Genomic DNA, 17,534 nt, shown 5'->3' with positions numbered 1-17,534 from the left:
CAAGCCGGCTCCTACGAAAAGCAGATTAATGCGTGCGGGCGACCGCGAATTCACTCAGCTCGACCAATGCATCGCGGTATTCGCTGGCGGGCAGCGCGTCGAGGCATTTGATCGCACGGGCCACGTAGTCGCGGGCCAGTTGCGCGGTGTACTCAAGCGAACCGGAAGCATCAACGGCCTCGCGAATGCTTTCCAGGTCCTCGATGCCACCTTTCTGGATCGCCTTGCGCACCAGGGCAGCCTGCTCCGGCGTGCCTTCGCGCATGGTGTAGATCAGCGGCAGGGTCGGCTTGCCTTCGGCCAGATCGTCACCGACGTTCTTGCCCAGGGTCTCTGCGTCACCTTTGTAGTCCAGCAGGTCGTCGACCAGCTGGAAGGCTACGCCCAGGTGATCGCCAAACGTGCGCAGGGCTTCAGCCTGTTCCGGCGTGGCTTCGCAGAGGGCGGCGGCGCTGTGGGTCGAAGCCTCGAAAAGCATCGCGGTCTTGCCACGGATGACTTCCATGTAGGTTTCTTCGGTAGTGCTCGCGTCACGAACCTTGGACAGCTGCAACACTTCGCCTTCGGCGATGATGCGCGTGGCTTGCGAAAGGATCTTCATCACCGGCATGGAGCCCAGTTCGACCATCATTTCGAAGGAACGCGAGTACAGGAAGTCGCCCACCAGCACGCTTGGCGCGTTGCCCCACATGGCGTTGGCAGTCGAGCGGCCGCGGCGCATGCCGGACATGTCGACCACGTCGTCGTGCAGCAGGGTGGCGGTGTGCAGGAACTCGATGGTCGCGGCCAGCAGACGCAGGTCGTCGCCTTCGCGGCCAAGGGCCTTGCCACACAGCAGCACTAATAAAGGACGCAGGCGTTTACCACCGGCCGAGGTAATGTAATCGCCGATTTTCGATACCAGCGGCACTCGGGAAGTCAGCTGCTTCTTGATGATGCCGTCGACGGCGCTAAAATCGTCCGCCACCGCGCGGTAGAAAGCTTGGGGTTGCATCAGCGACAGTCGCTCCAGAAGGGTTGCGCGGCATGCTAGGACCCACGTCGGCGGGTGTCAAGGCGCGATGGACGGCCTCTTGCAACGCCACGGTAGCTTGCGTACAATCGCGCACCCTGAACTTCCTGGGCAGCACCTGCCTTACGCAATTGCAAACTGGCCTTCCAGCCATATGCAGCCATGCCAGCCAATACCTCTTCTTATAAAGAGCTGGGTGAGCAGGATTATCGGAGAAATACCATGTCGTACGCAGTAATTGTTACTGGTGGCAAGCAATACAAGGTCGCCCCAGGTGAATACCTGAAGATCGAAAAACTGGAAATCGCTACCGGCGAATCCGTTACTTTTGATCGCGTTCTGTTGGTCGCCAATGGCGATGACGTGAACATCGGCGCTCCAGTTGTTGCTGGCGCTACCGTTGTGGCTGAAGTGATCTCCCAAGGTCGTCACGATAAAGTCCGCATCATCAAGTTCCGTCGTCGTAAGCACCACATGAAGCGTATGGGCCACCGCCAGTGGTACACCGAGATCAAAATCACCGGTATTCAGGCTTAATTTCAGCCTAATTCCTCACTAGGAGAATTGACTCATGGCACACAAAAAAGCTGGTGGTAGTACCCGTAACGGTCGCGACTCAGAAGCCAAACGCCTTGGCGTGAAGATGTATGGCGGCCAGGTTATCATTCCGGGCAACATCATCGTGCGTCAGCGCGGCACCCAATTCCACGCCGGTTACGGTGTTGGCATGGGTAAAGATCACACTCTGTTCGCTAAAATCGACGGCGTGATCAAGTTTGAAGTAAAAGGCGCTTTCAACCGCCGTTACGTGAGCATTGTCCCGAAGACTGAAGTCGTCGCGGCATAATTACGTAGATGCTGGAAAAGCCCTGTCTCGCGACGGGGCTTTTTCGTTTGTGGGGTGAGTCTCTTGCAAAGCTGTTTGTAATGAGCTCCAGCGCTGGATTTGCGGTCGTTGATTGAGGTCGCTGCGCTCATTTTTGCAAGAGTCTTATGTCTGGATTTTTTCGGCTCGTCCGTATGGCGAGAGGCGTTTTGTTATGAAGTTTGTTGATGAAGTATCGATTCGAGTAAAGGCCGGTGACGGCGGCAACGGTTGCATGAGCTTCCGTCGCGAGAAATTCATCGAAAACGGCGGCCCGAACGGCGGCGACGGTGGTGATGGCGGCTCGGTCTACATGATTGCCGACGAAAACCTCAACACCCTGGTGGACTACCGTTACACCCGGCACTTCGATGCCGAGCGCGGTTCCAACGGCGGCAGCACCGACTGCACTGGTAAGAAGGGTGAAGAGCTGGTGCTGCGAGTGCCGGTCGGCACCACAGTCATCGACGCTGCCACTCAGGAAGTGATCGGCGACCTGACCAAGGCCGGTCAAAAGCTGCTGGTGGCCCATGGCGGCTGGCACGGTCTGGGTAACACCCGTTTCAAATCCAGTACCAACCGCGCTCCGCGTCAGACCACTCCGGGTAAGCCGGGTGAGGCGCGTGACCTGAAGCTGGAAATGAAGGTGTTGGCGGACGTTGGTCTGCTGGGTTTGCCAAATGCTGGCAAAAGTACCTTTATCCGTTCGGTATCGGCCGCCAAGCCGAAAGTCGCCGACTACCCGTTCACCACGCTGGTGCCGAACCTGGGTGTGGTCAGCGTTGATCGCTGGAAAAGCTTCGTGGTCGCGGACATTCCGGGCCTGATCGAAGGTGCTTCCGACGGCGCTGGCCTGGGGATTCGCTTCCTCAAGCACTTGTCGCGTACCCGTTTGCTGCTGCACCTCGTGGACATGGCGCCACTGGATGACACCAGTGCCCCGGATGCGGCCGAAGTGATCGTCAGTGAGCTGACCAAGTTCAGCCCGTCCCTGGCTGAGCGTGATCGCTGGCTGGTACTGAACAAGTGCGACCAGATCCTTGAAGAAGAGCACGATGCTCGCGTCAAGGAAATCGTTGATCGCCTGGAGTGGACCGGTCCGGTTTACGTGATCTCCGCCATCTCCAAGCTCGGTACCGAGCGTCTGTGCCATGACATCATGCGTTACATGGAAGATCGTGCTGACCGCCTGGCGAACGACCCGGCCTACAAGGAAGAGCTGGCCGAGCTCGATCAGCGCATCGAAGACGAAGCGCGCGCTCAGTTGCAGGCCCTGGATGACCAGCGTGCCCTGCGTCGCAGCGGCGTGAAGTCGGTCCATGACATCGGTGACGATGATTGGGACGAAGAAGATGTAGATGATGAAGACGGTCCGGAAATCATTTACGTGCGCGACTGATCTGTTGCGATAAACTTGAACGCCGCTCCCTGGAGCGGCGTTTTAGTATCTGGAAATCGATTGTTGGTAACAAATAGCCACGATTAACGTCACGGGCAGCGCTGGGTCGCGCTGCCCTCAAGCTAAGGTTGAAGATGATGCGGAGCAAGGTGACAGGTGCGCAGCGTTGGGTCGTGAAAATCGGCAGCGCGTTGCTGACGGCGGACGGCAAGGGCCTGGATCGCGCGGCAATGGGTGTCTGGGTTGAACAGATGGTGGCCTTGCATGAGGCGGGCGTCGAGCTGGTGCTGGTGTCCTCCGGGGCGGTAGCGGCGGGCATGAGCCGTCTGGGCTGGACCGTGCGACCCAGTGCGATGCACGAATTGCAGGCTGCTGCCGCCATCGGTCAGATGGGTCTGGTTCAGGCGTGGGAGTCGAGCTTTGCCGAGCATGGCCGGCACACTGCGCAGATTCTTCTGACTCATGACGATCTGTCCGACCGCAAGCGCTACTTGAATGCCCGCAGCACCTTGCGTGCCTTGGTCGAGTTGAAAGTGATCCCGGTGATCAACGAAAACGACACCGTGGTCACCGACGAAATCCGTTTCGGCGACAACGATACGCTTGCGGCGCTGGTGGCCAACCTGGTCGAGGCTGATTTGCTGGTGATCCTGACGGATCGCGACGGCATGTTCGACGCCGATCCGCGCAACAATCCCGATGCCAAGCTGATTTACGAAGCGCGCGCTGATGATCCGGCGCTGGATGCGGTGGCGGGCGGTACCGGTGGTGCGTTGGGTCGTGGCGGCATGCAGACCAAGTTGCGTGCGGCGCGCTTGGCGGCCCGTTCAGGTGCGCACACCATCATCGTCGGTGGGCGCCTTGAGCGTGTGCTGGATCGCCTGAAGGCAGGCGAGCGCATCGGCACCTTGCTGTCGCCGGAGCGCGGCATGCTGGCGGCGCGCAAGCAGTGGCTGGCCGGGCATCTGCAAACTCGCGGCACGCTGGTGCTGGATGCTGGTGCGGTGACGGCCCTGTCCCAGGGCAATAAAAGTTTGCTGCCGGTGGGTGTCAAGCTGGTTCAGGGCAGTTTCCGTCGCGGTGAAATGGTGGTGTGCGTGGCGCCGGACGGTCGTGAAATCGCCCGTGGCCTGGCCAACTACAGCGCGCTGGAAGCGCAAAAAATCATCGGTCAGTCGTCTGAGGCGATTGTCGGTCTGTTGGGTTACATGGCGGAGCCGGAACTGGTTCACCGCGATAACCTGATCCTGGTCTGAAGGAATATTTGAATGCGTGTGGCAAAAGGATTGTTGGGCTTGCTGTTGGCGATGCCGCTGCTGGCTTCGGCCGAGGAGATTGGTCAGGTGTCGACGGTGTTCAAGTTCGTCGGCCCGAACGACCGCATCGTCGTTGAGGCATTTGATGATCCGAAGGTCGAAGGCGTGACGTGCTACCTGTCCCGAGCCAAGACGGGCGGTGTGAAGGGTGGTTTGGGTTTGGCTGAAGATCGAGCGGAAGCGTCCATTGCGTGCCGTCAGGTCGGTCCGATCAACTTCAAGGGTGAATTGAAGGATGGCGAAGAGGTGTTCAAGGAGCGTACTTCGCTAGTCTTCAAGACCATGCAGGTGGTGCGTTTCCTCGACAAGAAGCGCAATACGCTGGTGTATCTGGTCTACAGCGATCGCTTGATCGAAGGCAGTCCGCAGAATGCGGTGACGGCGATTCCGATATTGCCGTGGCGTTAATGGATGGTTGATTGACTGGCGAGCCGTTCGGCTCGCCATTTTTTTGTTCGGTGGAATTGAAGTGCTTCAGGCGCGAAAGGATTCGTATGCGGTCGTTTTTGTTGTGGTTTGTGCTGTGCTGTTCGGTGTCCGGCTCGGTATTGGCGGAGCCATTTTATGTTGGAAAGTCGCTGGCGCATCCAGTGATAAAGGGCTCTCAGGACAGTGGTGCGACGTTGGCCTTTCTCCGTGAGGCGGGCGGGGTGAAGGGTTATACCTGTCTGTGCGAGTCGCCTGATGAGGCGCCACAATTACTGGATAACTTCGGTGATGCGAGTATTGAGTCGGTGTTCTATGCCAGCCTCGACAGCGACATTGAGACGCTGATCGTGCTTTCCCGGGCTTCGGGGCGATATGCGCTTCGTGGTTACCGGTTCTCCCCGCAGGTGGGCCGATACCGCCGACTCGAAACCCTGCAGTCGGTTCTGGATCGAATTGCCAGTGGTCATAAAACCCTCAATGCCGCCCTCGTCCAGCGCGAGCTCGTTAAGTTGCCACCTTACGACTACGGTCGGCCCATGGTGAAAACCGGCATTGTCGAATTCGATGCGCTCGATCCTGCTGGCGGAACGCTGGTGGGGTATTTTGGCGTTGATGGCGTCCCGGCTTCTGCGGTGCATGGACCGGAGGATGGTCACCGTGACACCTATAAGAAGACTTTCGAGAATCGTGACGGGCATTGGCTGACGGTCACTTATGAGCGTGTCTATCCTTCGGAGGACGATGTCGGCTCTGCCTATAGGGTTAGCAGAGTGGCCTGGGAAACTGATCCGAAGCAGTATCGAGGATCGGAAGACGGTGTGTCGGTGTTGTTGAGTGAGGGCAGACTACTGGCGCGTGGTGCATTTGTTCAGGGTAAGCAGTCGGGCAATTGGGTCATCTTCGAAGTGTCGGGTGAGTCTAGCGGCGCCTACGTGGACGGGCTGCGTCAGGGGCGCTGGATTGTTCAGGATGAAGATACCGTTTCAGAAGGCATGATCGTCGATGACTTTTATGAGGGACGCTGGGTCATTCGTGCGCAATCGGGGGAGGGCGAGCTGTCGGGGTTTGATACCTACAAGCACGGTGAGTTCGACGGTCCTACCGAGCGCATGAGCCATGGTGAGATCGTCCAGCGCGGCGATTTCGTAAAGAGTCAGCAGCATGGTTACTGGATTACCAGAAGTGGCGAGGGCAGTTACCTGTGGGGTGTTCGCGAAGGCACCTGGAAGTTGAACGTTCAGGATGGGCGTGTACAGACTGTCAATTTCGTCGCCGGCAAGAAGCAGGGAGAGTTGCGGGAAGTTGATGCGGCAGGCGTGTTGCGCCTCGTCGAGCATTATCGTGCCGACGTTCTTGATGGGCTCAAAGAAACCTATACCGCCAATGGCAAGCTTACCTATTCGGCCAACTATGCCAATGGCCAGATTGAGGGGCGTGCGCTGACTTACAGTGAGGACGGTGCTGTGTTGCGCTCGGATATCTCCTGGCGTAACGGTTCGATAGACGGTGCTTTTCGAGACTTTCATCCCAATGGGAGGCCCGATCGGGTGGCTACCTACGAAGCGGGCGAGCCAATTGGCAATCTTCAGTCATTTGATGAGGCTGGAGTGTTGGTCGAGGATAAAAACTATTGCCATGTGGCGGACGGGAAGTACACCCGTATCAAGCTCTGCGGCAAGCAGCGAGGTGGCTTTAATAACGGCCAGTTCGACTTTGAGGCCGAGTATCTGTTCGGCAATGAGCAAAGTGTCCGGCATGTCCAGGATGGCCGAAAAGTTCGCGAAGTGTTGCTGGGGCCTGATGATCATGTGACTCGCAACAGTTACTACTCCAATGGACAGTTGGAGTGTTCGGAGGCAAAACAGGGCTTTCGTCTGATCACGGTCGAGGGGCGAGAGTACAAGGATTATTCGTATGCCAGGCGTGAGGGAGAAATGGTCTGCTATTACCAGACGGGTGTGATCAAGCGGCGATTCAACTTCAAGGATGACAAGCTGGTCGGTTGCTATACCGGTTACGATGAGGCGGGTGTTCAGAATTTTCCGCCGCCAGAAGGTTGTCCTCCGCCGAAGCCGGTGGTGTTCAATTTCGGTGAGTAGCCTTTGTCCGGAGAGTGCATCCCGCGGTGGATGTGCTCCCGGTGTGGGGTTGGGTTGAGTGACGAGGTCAAATCGCAGGCAATAAAAAACCGACCCTGAGGTCGGTTTTTTAACAAGCGTGTTACTTAGGCAGCAGCAAGGTTCAGAGTCTTGACGTGGCCATTCAGGCGGCTCTTATGGCGAGCAGCCTTGTTCTTGTGGATGATGCCTTTATCGGCCATACGGTCGATAACTGGCACGGCCAGAACGTAAGCAGCTTGAGCTTTTTCAGCGTCTTTTGCGTCGATGGCTTTAACTACATTCTTGATGTAGGTACGAACCATGGAACGCAGGCTGGCGTTGTGGCTGCGACGCTTCTCAGCCTGTTTTGCACGTTTTTTGGCGGAAGGTGTGTTGGCCACCGTCGAGCTCCTCGAAAGACTTTTTAGGAAATAGCAAACAAAATAGGCCGCGAATCATGCCGATGAGTTGATGTCTTGTCAAGGGCGGTTGAGACGTTCCGCTAAGTGGTAGGTATAAAGAGGCGGGATATTTATTTCCGGCGCTTGACCTGTAAACTCGCGAGCTTTGGCTCTGTGCTGCTGCGGCGCGGAGTATCGCATAAGTGGGCGCTTTGTTCGCCTGCTGTTTATCGACAGGCACAAACTCTTTCAATGAATCTGCTCAAATCGTTGGCCGCCGTCAGCTCTATCACGATGCTTTCCCGGATTCTGGGGTTCGTCCGTGACACCCTCATTGCGCGTATTTTTGGTGCGGGAATGGCCACCGACGCCTTCTTTATCGCCTTCAAACTGCCCAATCTGCTGCGCCGGATCTTCGCCGAAGGGGCGTTTTCCCAGGCGTTTGTGCCGATTCTCGCTGAATATAAAAGCCAGCAGGGCGAAGAGGCGACACGAACCTTTATTGCCTACGTCTCCGGACTGCTGACCCTGGCGTTGGCAGTGGTCACTGCGTTGGGCATGCTCGCTGCACCGTGGGTCATCTGGGTGACCGCGCCCGGTTTCACCGATACCCCGGAAAAATTCGAGCTGACCTCCAGTCTGTTGCGAGTGACATTCCCTTATATATTGCTGATCTCCCTGTCTTCATTGGCCGGGGCGATCCTCAACACCTATAACCGCTTCTCGGTGCCGGCCTTCGTGCCGACCTTGCTCAACGTCAGCATGATCATCTTTGCGGTGTTCCTGACACCGTATTTCGATCCGCCGGTCATGGCGCTGGGTTGGGCGGTGCTGGCGGGTGGTCTGGCGCAGTTGCTCTATCAGCTGCCGCACCTGAAAAAGATCGGCATGCTGGTGCTGCCACGCCTGAACCTGCGTGACAGTGGCGTGTGGCGGGTCATGAAACAGATGCTGCCGGCGATTCTCGGCGTTTCGGTGAGCCAGATTTCGCTGATCATCAACACCATTTTTGCCTCGTTCCTGGTCGCCGGTTCGGTGTCGTGGATGTATTACGCCGACCGCCTGATGGAATTGCCGTCCGGCGTGCTGGGCGTGGCGTTGGGCACGATCCTGCTGCCGACCCTGGCCAAGACCTACGCCAGCAAGGATCGCGCAGAGTATTCGCGGATTCTCGATTGGGGGCTGCGCCTGTGCTTTGTGCTGGTGCTGCCGTGCTCGCTGGCGTTGGGGATCCTGGCTGAGCCGCTGACGGTCTCACTGTTTCAATACGGCCAGTTCAACGCCTTCGATGCGTCTATGACTCAGCGGGCGCTCATTGCGTATTCGGTCGGGTTGCTTGGGATTATCGTGATCAAAGTGCTGGCGCCGGGCTTTTATGCGCAACAAAACATTCGCACACCGGTGAAAATCGCAATTTTCACCCTGGTGGTTACCCAGTTGTTCAACCTGGTGCTGATCGGGCCGCTGGCCCATGCCGGTCTGGCTCTGGCGATCAGCGCTGGTGCCTGCCTTAACGCCGGGTTGTTGTTCTATCAGCTGCGCAAACAGCAGATGTATCAGCCGCAGCCGGGTTGGGCGAAGTTCGGTGCCAAGCTGGTGGTAGCGGTCACGGTGATGTCCGCGGTGTTGCTGGCCGGGATGCATTTCATGCCGGCCTGGGATCAGGGCCACATGCTTGAGCGATTCCTGCGTCTGGGCGCTCTGGTAGGGGCTGGCGTGGTCTCGTATTTCGGCATGTTGCTGTTGATGGGCTTCCGTTTGCGCGACTTCAATCGCAAGGCGCTGAACTGAGGCTTTTGCCTCGATAAACACGGGCGAGCCGGCGGTTTTGTCGGTTCGATCACTTTGGGTTACGGTGTTGCCTGTCGTCGGCCGCCGGGTGTGGTTATAATCGACCACTTTATGAGCAAGAAGCGCGTTATGCAGCTGGTTCGAGGCCTCCACAACCTGCGCCCCCAGCATCGGGGCTGTGTCGCCACTATTGGCAACTTTGACGGTGTTCACCGTGGCCACCAGGCTATCCTGGCGAGGCTGCGTGAGCGAGCGCTCGAGTTGGGCGTGCCCAGCTGCGTGGTGATTTTCGAGCCGCAGCCACGGGAGTTTTTCGCCCCGGAGACAGCGCCGGCCCGCTTGGCGCGTCTGCGCGACAAACTGCAGCTGCTGGCTGACGAAGGCGTCGACCGGGTCCTGTGCCTGGCCTTCAACCAGCGCCTGAGCAAGCTCAGCGCCAGCGAATTCGTTGATACCATTCTGGTGGACGGTCTCGGCGTGCAGCATCTTGAGGTCGGTGACGACTTCCGCTTCGGCTGTGACCGGGTAGGGGATTTCGATTTCCTGCAACAGGCCGGCGTCATGCAGGGCTTCACCGTCGAAGCGGCGCAAACCGTTGAGCTGGACGGCATTCGCGTCAGCAGCACCCAGGTGCGAAATGCCCTGGCCGCTGCCGATTTTGCCTTGGCAGAGCGCCTGCTCGGTCGGCCGTTCCAGATTACCGGGCGAGTCCTGCATGGCCAGAAACTGGCGCGCCAGTTGGGTACGCCAACCGCCAACATTCAACTCAAGCGCCGTCGCGTGCCGCTCACCGGGGTTTACCTGGTCAACGTCGACATCGACGGCAAGACCTGTCCAGGCGTCGCCAATATCGGCGTGCGCCCTACGGTCCAAGGGGATGGCAAAGCCCACCTCGAAGTACATCTTTTAGATTTTGCCGGCGATCTGTATGACCGGCGTTTGACGGTGGTTTTCCACCACAAGCTGCGTGAAGAGCAGCGTTTCGCCTCTCTGGAGGCGCTTAAGACGGCGATCAATGCGGATGTCGCCGCCGCCCGTGCCCTGTCGCACCTAGCGCCAATCGCTAATGAAGAGCCATAAATGACCGACTATAAAGCCACGCTAAACCTTCCGGACACCGCCTTCCCAATGAAGGCCGGCCTGCCACAGCGCGAACCGCAGATTCTGCAGCGCTGGGACAGTATTGGCCTGTACGGAAAGTTGCGCGAGATTGGCAAGGATCGTCCGAAGTTCGTTCTGCACGACGGTCCTCCGTACGCCAACGGCACGATTCACATCGGTCATGCGCTGAACAAGATCCTCAAGGACATGATCATCCGCTCGAAAACCCTGTCGGGTTTCGACGCGCCTTATGTTCCGGGCTGGGACTGCCACGGTCTGCCGATCGAGCACAAAGTCGAAGTGACCCACGGCAAGAACCTGGGCGCGGACAAGACCCGCGAACTGTGCCGTGCCTACGCCACCGAGCAGATCGAAGGCCAGAAATCCGAATTCATCCGTCTGGGCGTGTTGGGCGACTTCGCCAACCCGTACAAGACCATGGACTTCAAAAACGAGGCCGGTGAAATCCGCGCACTCGCCGAAATCGTCAAGGGCGGTTTCGTGTTCAAGGGCCTGAAGCCTGTGAACTGGTGCTTCGACTGCGGTTCGGCCCTGGCTGAAGCGGAAGTCGAGTACGAGAACAAAAAGTCCTCGACCATCGACGTAGCGTTCCCGATTGCCGATGAAGCCAAGCTGGCTGCCGCTTTCGGTCTGCCGTCGCTGGGCAAGCCTGCTTCGATCGTGATCTGGACCACCACCCCGTGGACCATCCCGGCCAACCAGGCGCTGAACGTTCACCCGGAATTCAACTACGCCCTGGTCGATGTCGGCGACAAGTTGCTGGTGCTGGCGGAAGAGCTGGTTGAATCCTGCCTGGTCCGTTACAGCCTGGAAGGTTCGGTCATCGCGACCACCACCGGTAAAGAACTGGAACTGATCAACTTCCGTCACCCGTTCTACGACCGTCTGTCGCCGGTTTACCTGGCCGACTACGTTGAACTGGGCGCTGGCACTGGCGTGGTTCACTCCGCTCCGGCCTACGGCGTGGACGACTTCGTGACCTGCAAGAAATACGGCATGGTCAACGACGACATCCTCAACCCGGTACAAAGCAACGGCGTATACGCGACTTCGCTGGAGTTCTTTGGCGGCCAGTTCATCTGGAAAGCCAACCCGGCCATCGTCGACAAACTGACCGAAGTCGGTTCGCTGCTGCACACCACCATCATCGAACACAGCTACATGCACTGCTGGCGTCACAAGACCCCGCTGATCTACCGCGCCACCGCGCAGTGGTTCATCGGCATGGACAAAGAGCCTGTCAGCGGCGACACCCTGCGCAAGCGCGCTCTTAAAGCCATCGAAGAGACTCAGTTCGTTCCGGCCTGGGGCCAGGCGCGCCTGCACTCGATGATCGCCAACCGTCCGGACTGGTGCATCTCCCGTCAGCGCAACTGGGGCGTGCCGATCCCGTTCTTCCTGAACAAGGAAAGCGGCGAGCTGCACCCACGTACCGCCGAGTTGATGGAAGAAGTCGCCAAGCGCGTTGAAGTCGAAGGCATCGAAGCCTGGTTCAAGATGGACGCTGCCGAGCTGCTCGGTGACGAAGCGCCGCAGTACGACAAGATCAGCGACACCCTGGACGTCTGGTTCGATTCGGGCACCACGCACTGGCACGTCCTGCGCGGTTCGCACCCGATGGGCCACGAAACCGGTCCACGCGCCGACCTGTACCTGGAAGGCTCGGACCAACACCGTGGCTGGTTCCATTCGTCGCTGCTGACCGGTTGCGCCATCGACGACCACGCGCCATACCGCGAGCTGCTGACCCACGGCTTCACCGTCGACGAGTCCGGCCGCAAGATGTCCAAGTCGCTGGGCAACGTGATCGCGCCGCAAAAGGTCAACGATACCCTGGGTGCCGACATCATGCGTCTGTGGGTCGCTTCCACCGACTACTCGGGTGAAATGGCGGTTTCCGAGCAGATCCTGCAACGCAGTGCGGACGCCTACCGGCGGATCCGTAACACCGCGCGCTTCCTGCTCTCCAACCTGACCGGTTTCAACCCGGCCACCGACATCCTGCCGGCCGAAGAAATGCTCGCGCTGGATCGTTGGGCCGTGGATCGCACCTTGCTGCTGCAACGCGAACTGCAAGAGCACTACGGCGAATACCGTTTCTGGAACGTCTACTCCAAGATCCACAACTTCTGCGTGCAGGAGCTGGGCGGTTTCTACCTCGATATCATCAAGGACCGTCAGTACACCACTGGCGCCAACAGCAAGGCCCGCCGTTCGGCGCAAACCGCGCTGTACCACATCTCCGAAGCGCTGGTGCGCTGGATCGCGCCGATCCTCGCGTTCACCGCCGACGAACTGTGGGAATACCTGCCGGGCGAGCGCAACGAATCGGTGATGCTCAACACCTGGTACGAAGGCCTGACCGAGCTGCCGGAAAACGTCGAACTGGGCCGCGCCTACTGGGAGCGGATCATGGCGGTGAAGGTCGCTGTGAACAAAGAAATGGAAATCCAGCGCGCGGCCAAAGCCGTCGGTGGCAACCTGCAGGCCGAAGTGACGCTGTTCGCCGAAGACGCCCTGAGCGCCGACCTGGCCAAGCTGAGCAACGAACTGCGCTTCGTACTGATCACCTCGACCGCCAGCGTTGCGCCGTTCGTACAGGCTCCGGCCGATGCAGTGGTCACCGAAGTCAGCGGCCTGAAGCTGAAAATCGTCAAGTCGGCCTTCGCCAAGTGCGCCCGTTGCTGGCACTGCCGTGAAGACGTCGGCGTGAACCCGGAACATCCGGAAATCTGCGGTCGTTGCGTCGATAACATCAGCGGCACTGGCGAGGTTCGTCACTATGCCTAACGCCATTGGCCGTTTTGGACGGCTGGGCTGGCTCTGGTTGAGTTTGCTGGTCCTGGTCATCGACCAGGCCAGCAAGTTCTACTTCGAAGGCAAGCTTGAGATGTACCAGCAGATCGTGGTGATCCCCGATTACTTCAGCTGGACCCTGGCCTACAACACAGGCGCGGCGTTCAGTTTCCTGGCCGACAGCTCGGGCTGGCAGCGCTGGTTGTTCGCCCTGATCGCGGTCGTGGTCAGTGCGGTGCTGGTGGTGTGGCTCAAGCGTCTGGGGCGCAACGAAACCTGGCTGGCCATCGCATTGGCGCTGGTCCTGGGTGGTGCGCTGGGCAATCTGTACGACCGCATAGCCCTGGGCCATGTGATCGATTTCATCCTGGTGCATTGGCAGAACCGCTGGTACTTCCCGGCGTTCAACTTCGCCGACAGTGCAATTACTGTGGGTGCGGTGATGCTGGCGCTGGACATGTTCAAATCAAAGAAGACGGGAGAAGCAGTTCATGACTGAACAGGTATTGGCTGAGCAACGCATCCGCCAGAACACGGAAGTCACTTTGCATTTTGCACTGCGCCTGGAGAACGGCGACACCGTCGACAGCACCTTCGACAAAGCCCCGGCGACCTTCCAGGTCGGCGACGGTAACCTGTTGCCGGGTTTCGAAGCGGCGCTGTTCGGCTTCAAGGCCGGCGACAAGCGTACGCTGACGATTCAGCCGGAAAACGCTTTTGGTCAGCCGAACCCGCAAAACGTACAGATCATCCCGCGTTCGCAGTTCAAGGACATGGACCTTTCGCCGGGTTTGCTGGTGATCTTCAACGATGCGGCGAATACTGAGCTGCCTGGCGTGGTGAAAGAGTTCGATGACGAGCAAGTGACCATCGACTTCAACCATCCGTTGGCCGGCAAGACATTGACCTTTGACGTGGAAATCATCAACGTCAAATCGCTGTAAACGCTGTTCTGTAGGAGCTGGCTTGCCAGCGATGGGGCCATCAGGCTCGCTGCAACGCCAAGGGCCTCATCGCCGGCAAGCCAGCTCCTACAAAGATCTAATTTTCCTGCGCGCAAGACACGAGGCACAGCATGCAAATCAAACTCGCCAACCCCCGTGGCTTCTGCGCCGGTGTGGACCGGGCGATCGAAATCGTCAACCGCGCCCTGGAAGTTTTCGGGCCGCCGATCTATGTGCGCCACGAAGTGGTCCACAACAAATTCGTCGTCGAAGACTTGCGCGCTCGCGGCGCGATCTTCGTTGAAGAGCTGGATCAGGTGCCGGACGACGTCATCGTGATCTTCAGTGCCCATGGCGTTTCCCAGGCGGTGCGTACCGAAGCCGCCGGCCGTGGCCTGAAGGTGTTCGACGCCACCTGCCCGCTGGTGACCAAAGTGCACATCGAGGTCGCACGCTACAGCCGCGACGGCCGTGAATGCATCCTCATCGGCCACGCCGGTCACCCGGAAGTCGAAGGCACCATGGGCCAGTACGATGGCAGCAATGGCGGCGCGATTTACCTGGTCGAGGACGAGAAAGACGTCGCCGCGTTGCAGGTGAACAACCCCGAAAAACTGGCGTTCGTGACCCAGACCACCCTGTCCATGGACGATACCAGCCGCGTCATCGACGCCCTGCGTACACGCTTCCCGGCAATTGGTGGTCCGCGCAAGGACGACATCTGCTACGCCACGCAAAACCGTCAGGACGCCGTCAAGACGCTGGCCGACGAATGCGACGTGGTGCTGGTTGTCGGCAGCCCGAACAGCTCCAACTCCAATCGCCTGCGTGAGCTGGCCGAACGCATGGCCACTCCGGCCTACCTGATCGACGGCGCTGAAGACCTGCAAAAGAGCTGGTTCGACGGTGTCGAGCGCATCGGCATTACCGCAGGTGCCTCTGCACCGGAAGTACTGGTGCGTGGCGTGATCCAGCAGTTGCAGGCCTGGGGTGCTACCGGTGCCGATGAACTGGCGGGTCGCGAGGAGAACATCACGTTCTCCATGCCGAAAGAGTTACGCGTTCGTTCGCTGCTTTGATTTTTTTCCTTTCTCGCACAACGCCTGCACAGCCTTGATGCTGCGCAGGCTGACGCGACCGCTCGGGGCCAGCACCACTTGGTGCTGACTCACTGGCTCGTGTTTTGCGCAAACATGCAATGTCCCCGCTTGAAAGCCTCCGTGCTGCGGTTCGCCGAGATGGCTGAATCGTACTGAAGTCCTGACATAGTGATTGCCGATAACCGGCACCCGAGTGTCGCTTCGGCGCTCGACCAGCAGCGGATTGTTGCTGTCCTCATGTCCCTTGCCATTTAAATCCAGAATCATCCGCCAGCCTTGGCCCCAATCGTCGTTTATCCCGTGTATGACGACAGCCTGGTTTCGCGTGATCGCCTCGCCTCTGGCACTGCGCATGCCACTGACAAGCGACTTCGCTGCCTCCTCCTGATGGTTCGATTCCGTGAGCGCTGCAAACGCCGGACTGACCAGATGCAGAACAATCCCGACAATCGTCAGTCCCATGAGCAGTTCAATCAGACTGAAACCCTGCTGACGCATGACATCTCCCTCCCTGGAGTGCGGTGGCCCGCGCAATCCTTGCGCAGTAATGGCAAAACAACCGACACCTGTGGGTCGATTGTTCTAGCGTGTAACAGCAGGTATAGCCGACGGCAACGGAGGGCATTGATGGATCATCGTACAAAAGGTTTCACGCTGATCGAGTTGCTGGTCGCGCTTGCGGTCTTTTTGATTCTGATCACCCTGGCAGTGCCGGCGTTTACCCGTTCGGTGCAAGGCACCAGGGCCGACACCGAGATCGGCGACCTGCAGCGCGCCTTGAATTTCGCCCGGCTTGAAGCCATCGACCGCGGCATCACCACCCGGGTGCGGCCGACGGCGGGTGGCAGCGTCTGGACCGGGGAATTGGCGGTTTATGACAGTACTGGCACTGTGGCCAATGTATTGCGGGTTGTTCCCGCGATGAGCAGCGGCGCGACTCTGACGCTAACCTCAGGCGTGACCGCCATCGATTTCAACAATCTGGGCGGTCTGTCGGCACCGTCCACGGCGGTGGTGATCAGCTACGTACTGGGGGCGCAAAGCAGGACGCTGAATGTGTGTTTGAACGGACGAATTCTATTGGGTGGAAGTTGCGGATGAGGGGATGGAGCAAGCGTGCACAGGAGGGCATGACGCTGATCGAGGTTCTCGTGGCGTTGTTGATTTTGAGCGTGGGGCTGTTGGGGGCGGCGGCGTTCCAGCTCAATGCGCTGAAGTACACCGACAGTTCGCGGATGACCAGCCAGGCGAGTTTTATCGCCTACGACATGATGGACCGCATCCGCGCCAACGCCGGCGCCGATTACACGGTCACGCCGCCGACGTCGGGCAACCTCAACGTTGCCCGGGATCAGGACCTCTACGACTTCACCACCAATATCGTCAGTATGCTCGGCGCCACCGCTACGGGCAGCGTCACCCTCAATCAGCGGGTGTACACCATCACCATAACCTGGGACGACTCGCGGGCGGCCAATGCCGCCAATTCCCGTCGCAGCTTTGTGCTGACCAGTCGCGCCGCCGTTGATCCGGTGGCGACACCATGATCCGGCTCAACAGAGGTTTCGGCCTGATCGAAATGTTGATCGCGTTGGCGTTGAGCCTGGTCGTGGTGCTCGGTGTGGCGCAGATTTTCATAGCGGCCAAGAACACGTATGTCAGCCAGAACGCGGCGGCGAACATGCAGGAAGACGCGCGTTTCGTGCTGAGCAAAATGATTCAGGAAATCCGCATGGTGGGGATGTTTGGTTGTCTGGGGGCTATTACTGATGCAAGCGCCGGGGCGAGTTTTACTGCCAGCCAGATAGCGCCGATCAGTTGGGACAATGCCAACCTCAAGCTGACCCTGGTGACCGCCGATGTCGGAGCGGGTGGCGGTACGCCGACCTGGACGGTGGTTTCGGATTGCCGAAACACCGCGACGGCTTACTCCAACGTGCAGGCTCCCGCCACAGGACAATTGGCGTTTCCGATTCGACGACTGATCTACAGCCTCAAGAACGGCCAACTGACGATGGGCAGTGGCATCGGCACGCCGGCTCAGGCAGTGCTCGTCGACAACGTCAAAGCCTTTGACGTGAGCTTCGGTCTCGCAGCGTCAGCCACCGATACGGCCGCTTCCAGTTACAGCACCAACCCGTCCGACCCTGCACGAATCCGTAGTGTGCGCCTGACGCTGATACTGAAAGATCCGAACAGCCGGGTCCACGATCAAACTTTCAACGTGGTTGCCGCCTTGCGCAACCGCTTGCCATGAGGG

At 58.9% G+C, this 17,534-nt stretch carries 18 protein-coding genes; 15 read left to right on the top strand and 3 right to left on the bottom strand.

Annotated features, from left to right (window positions below):
* Positions 1-25: 25 nt before the first annotated feature.
* The gene (locus tag K5R88_RS16720) at positions 26-994 is read right to left on the bottom strand and encodes a polyprenyl synthetase family protein (protein WP_008028837.1); all 969 of its coding nucleotides are present in this window, start codon (positions 992-994) and stop codon (positions 26-28) included.
* A 240-nt stretch (positions 995-1,234) separates the two neighbouring features.
* Between K5R88_RS16720 and rplU the strand changes: the two genes are divergently transcribed.
* From rplU to K5R88_RS16690, 6 genes are all read left to right on the top strand, one after another.
* Complete coding sequence (gene rplU / locus K5R88_RS16715) at positions 1,235-1,549, top strand: 50S ribosomal protein L21 (RefSeq protein ID WP_003176051.1); 315 nt, start codon at positions 1,235-1,237, stop codon at positions 1,547-1,549.
* 34 nt (positions 1,550-1,583) lie between these two features.
* Entirely contained in the window at positions 1,584-1,859 is a 276-nt protein-coding gene (gene rpmA / locus K5R88_RS16710; protein WP_003215862.1) for a 50S ribosomal protein L27, read from the top strand.
* A gap of 193 nt (positions 1,860-2,052) precedes the next feature.
* Complete coding sequence (gene cgtA / locus K5R88_RS16705; RefSeq protein WP_008037904.1) at positions 2,053-3,276, top strand: Obg family GTPase CgtA; 1,224 nt, start codon at positions 2,053-2,055, stop codon at positions 3,274-3,276.
* A 137-nt stretch (positions 3,277-3,413) separates the two neighbouring features.
* Positions 3,414-4,532: a glutamate 5-kinase gene (gene proB / locus K5R88_RS16700; RefSeq protein ID WP_017340857.1), complete on the top strand. Its 1,119-nt coding sequence runs from the start codon at positions 3,414-3,416 to the stop codon at positions 4,530-4,532.
* Between the two features lie 12 nt (positions 4,533-4,544).
* A complete protein-coding gene (locus tag K5R88_RS16695) occupies positions 4,545-5,000 on the top strand; it encodes a CreA family protein (protein WP_192228005.1) in 456 nt (151 codons plus the stop codon).
* A gap of 11 nt (positions 5,001-5,011) precedes the next feature.
* Positions 5,012-7,120, top strand: coding sequence for a toxin-antitoxin system YwqK family antitoxin (locus K5R88_RS16690; protein ID WP_226298069.1), 2,109 nt, complete (start codon positions 5,012-5,014; stop codon positions 7,118-7,120).
* Positions 7,121-7,245: 125 nt separating this feature from the next.
* Here the strand turns inward: K5R88_RS16690 and rpsT are convergent, their stop codons facing one another.
* Positions 7,246-7,521: a 30S ribosomal protein S20 gene (gene rpsT / locus K5R88_RS16685; protein ID WP_226298068.1), complete on the bottom strand. Its 276-nt coding sequence runs from the start codon at positions 7,519-7,521 to the stop codon at positions 7,246-7,248.
* Between the two features lie 252 nt (positions 7,522-7,773).
* Between rpsT and murJ the strand changes: the two genes are divergently transcribed.
* The 6 genes from murJ to ispH all read left to right on the top strand — a co-directional run bounded on the left by murJ (position 7,774) and on the right by ispH (position 15,253).
* Positions 7,774-9,312, top strand: a complete 1,539-nt coding sequence (murJ, locus tag K5R88_RS16680; protein ID WP_008037902.1) for a murein biosynthesis integral membrane protein MurJ — start codon at positions 7,774-7,776, stop codon at positions 9,310-9,312.
* Between the two features lie 129 nt (positions 9,313-9,441).
* On the top strand, positions 9,442-10,392 hold the full coding sequence (ribF, locus tag K5R88_RS16675) for a bifunctional riboflavin kinase/FAD synthetase (RefSeq protein WP_008028822.1): 951 nt from the start codon (positions 9,442-9,444) through the stop codon (positions 10,390-10,392).
* Positions 10,393-13,224 carry an isoleucine--tRNA ligase gene (gene ileS / locus K5R88_RS16670; RefSeq protein ID WP_192230186.1) on the top strand — a complete coding sequence of 944 codons (2,832 nt, stop codon included), beginning with the start codon at positions 10,393-10,395 and terminating at the stop codon, positions 13,222-13,224.
* Complete coding sequence (gene lspA, locus K5R88_RS16665) at positions 13,217-13,729, top strand: signal peptidase II (protein WP_008028819.1); 513 nt, start codon at positions 13,217-13,219, stop codon at positions 13,727-13,729. Before ileS ends, lspA begins: the two co-directional genes overlap by 8 nt.
* A gap of 7 nt (positions 13,730-13,736) precedes the next feature.
* Complete coding sequence (fkpB, locus tag K5R88_RS16660; RefSeq protein ID WP_177318165.1) at positions 13,737-14,174, top strand: FKBP-type peptidyl-prolyl cis-trans isomerase; 438 nt, start codon at positions 13,737-13,739, stop codon at positions 14,172-14,174.
* 131 nt (positions 14,175-14,305) lie between these two features.
* Positions 14,306-15,253 (top strand): 4-hydroxy-3-methylbut-2-enyl diphosphate reductase, encoded by a 948-nt coding sequence (gene ispH / locus K5R88_RS16655; RefSeq protein ID WP_008028815.1) that lies wholly within the window; start codon positions 14,306-14,308, stop codon positions 15,251-15,253.
* Here ispH and K5R88_RS16650 read toward each other — a convergent pair.
* Positions 15,230-15,772 carry a GspH/FimT family pseudopilin gene (locus K5R88_RS16650; protein ID WP_226298067.1) on the bottom strand — a complete coding sequence of 181 codons (543 nt, stop codon included), beginning with the start codon at positions 15,770-15,772 and terminating at the stop codon, positions 15,230-15,232. The genes ispH and K5R88_RS16650 overlap by 24 nt on opposite strands.
* A gap of 129 nt (positions 15,773-15,901) precedes the next feature.
* On the opposite strand from K5R88_RS16650, the gene K5R88_RS16645 reads away from it, so the two are divergent.
* The 3 genes from K5R88_RS16645 to K5R88_RS16635 are packed head-to-tail and all read left to right on the top strand — an operon-like array spanning position 15,902 to position 17,531.
* Entirely contained in the window at positions 15,902-16,375 is a 474-nt protein-coding gene (locus tag K5R88_RS16645; RefSeq protein ID WP_008028811.1) for a GspH/FimT family pseudopilin, read from the top strand.
* Positions 16,372-16,821, top strand: a complete 450-nt coding sequence (gene pilV / locus K5R88_RS16640; protein ID WP_008037891.1) for a type IV pilus modification protein PilV — start codon at positions 16,372-16,374, stop codon at positions 16,819-16,821. Before K5R88_RS16645 ends, pilV begins: the two co-directional genes overlap by 4 nt.
* Positions 16,818-17,531 (top strand): PilW family protein, encoded by a 714-nt coding sequence (locus K5R88_RS16635; protein WP_226298066.1) that lies wholly within the window; start codon positions 16,818-16,820, stop codon positions 17,529-17,531. Before pilV ends, K5R88_RS16635 begins: the two co-directional genes overlap by 4 nt.
* Positions 17,532-17,534: the final 3 nt, after the last annotated feature.

It is taken from the genome of Pseudomonas sp. MM213, from assembly GCF_020423045.1.
Lineage (GTDB): Bacteria > Pseudomonadota > Gammaproteobacteria > Pseudomonadales > Pseudomonadaceae > Aquipseudomonas > Aquipseudomonas migulae.
The sequence above is the reverse complement of the archived record's forward strand: the minus strand, read 5'-3'. Positions and strand labels throughout refer to the sequence as shown.

What these genes read in the sequence shown, in the direction of transcription:
- K5R88_RS16720 (WP_008028837.1), bottom strand. Translation starts at nt 994, where the DNA reads ATGCAACCCCAAGCTTTCTACCGCGCGGTGGCGGACGATTTTAGCGCC.
- rplU (WP_003176051.1), top strand. Translation starts at nt 1,235, where the DNA reads ATGTCGTACGCAGTAATTGTTACTGGTGGCAAGCAATACAAGGTCGCC.
- rpmA (WP_003215862.1), top strand. Translation starts at nt 1,584, where the DNA reads ATGGCACACAAAAAAGCTGGTGGTAGTACCCGTAACGGTCGCGACTCA.
- cgtA (WP_008037904.1), top strand. Translation starts at nt 2,053, where the DNA reads ATGAAGTTTGTTGATGAAGTATCGATTCGAGTAAAGGCCGGTGACGGC.
- proB (WP_017340857.1), top strand. Translation starts at nt 3,414, where the DNA reads ATGCGGAGCAAGGTGACAGGTGCGCAGCGTTGGGTCGTGAAAATCGGC.
- K5R88_RS16695 (WP_192228005.1), top strand. Translation starts at nt 4,545, where the DNA reads ATGCGTGTGGCAAAAGGATTGTTGGGCTTGCTGTTGGCGATGCCGCTG.
- murJ (WP_008037902.1), top strand. Translation starts at nt 7,774, where the DNA reads ATGAATCTGCTCAAATCGTTGGCCGCCGTCAGCTCTATCACGATGCTT.
- ribF (WP_008028822.1), top strand. Translation starts at nt 9,442, where the DNA reads ATGCAGCTGGTTCGAGGCCTCCACAACCTGCGCCCCCAGCATCGGGGC.
- ileS (WP_192230186.1), top strand. Translation starts at nt 10,393, where the DNA reads ATGACCGACTATAAAGCCACGCTAAACCTTCCGGACACCGCCTTCCCA.
- lspA (WP_008028819.1), top strand. Translation starts at nt 13,217, where the DNA reads ATGCCTAACGCCATTGGCCGTTTTGGACGGCTGGGCTGGCTCTGGTTG.
- ispH (WP_008028815.1), top strand. Translation starts at nt 14,306, where the DNA reads ATGCAAATCAAACTCGCCAACCCCCGTGGCTTCTGCGCCGGTGTGGAC.
- K5R88_RS16650 (WP_226298067.1), bottom strand. Translation starts at nt 15,772, where the DNA reads ATGCGTCAGCAGGGTTTCAGTCTGATTGAACTGCTCATGGGACTGACG.
- K5R88_RS16645 (WP_008028811.1), top strand. Translation starts at nt 15,902, where the DNA reads ATGGATCATCGTACAAAAGGTTTCACGCTGATCGAGTTGCTGGTCGCG.
- pilV (WP_008037891.1), top strand. Translation starts at nt 16,372, where the DNA reads ATGAGGGGATGGAGCAAGCGTGCACAGGAGGGCATGACGCTGATCGAG.
- K5R88_RS16635 (WP_226298066.1), top strand. Translation starts at nt 16,818, where the DNA reads ATGATCCGGCTCAACAGAGGTTTCGGCCTGATCGAAATGTTGATCGCG.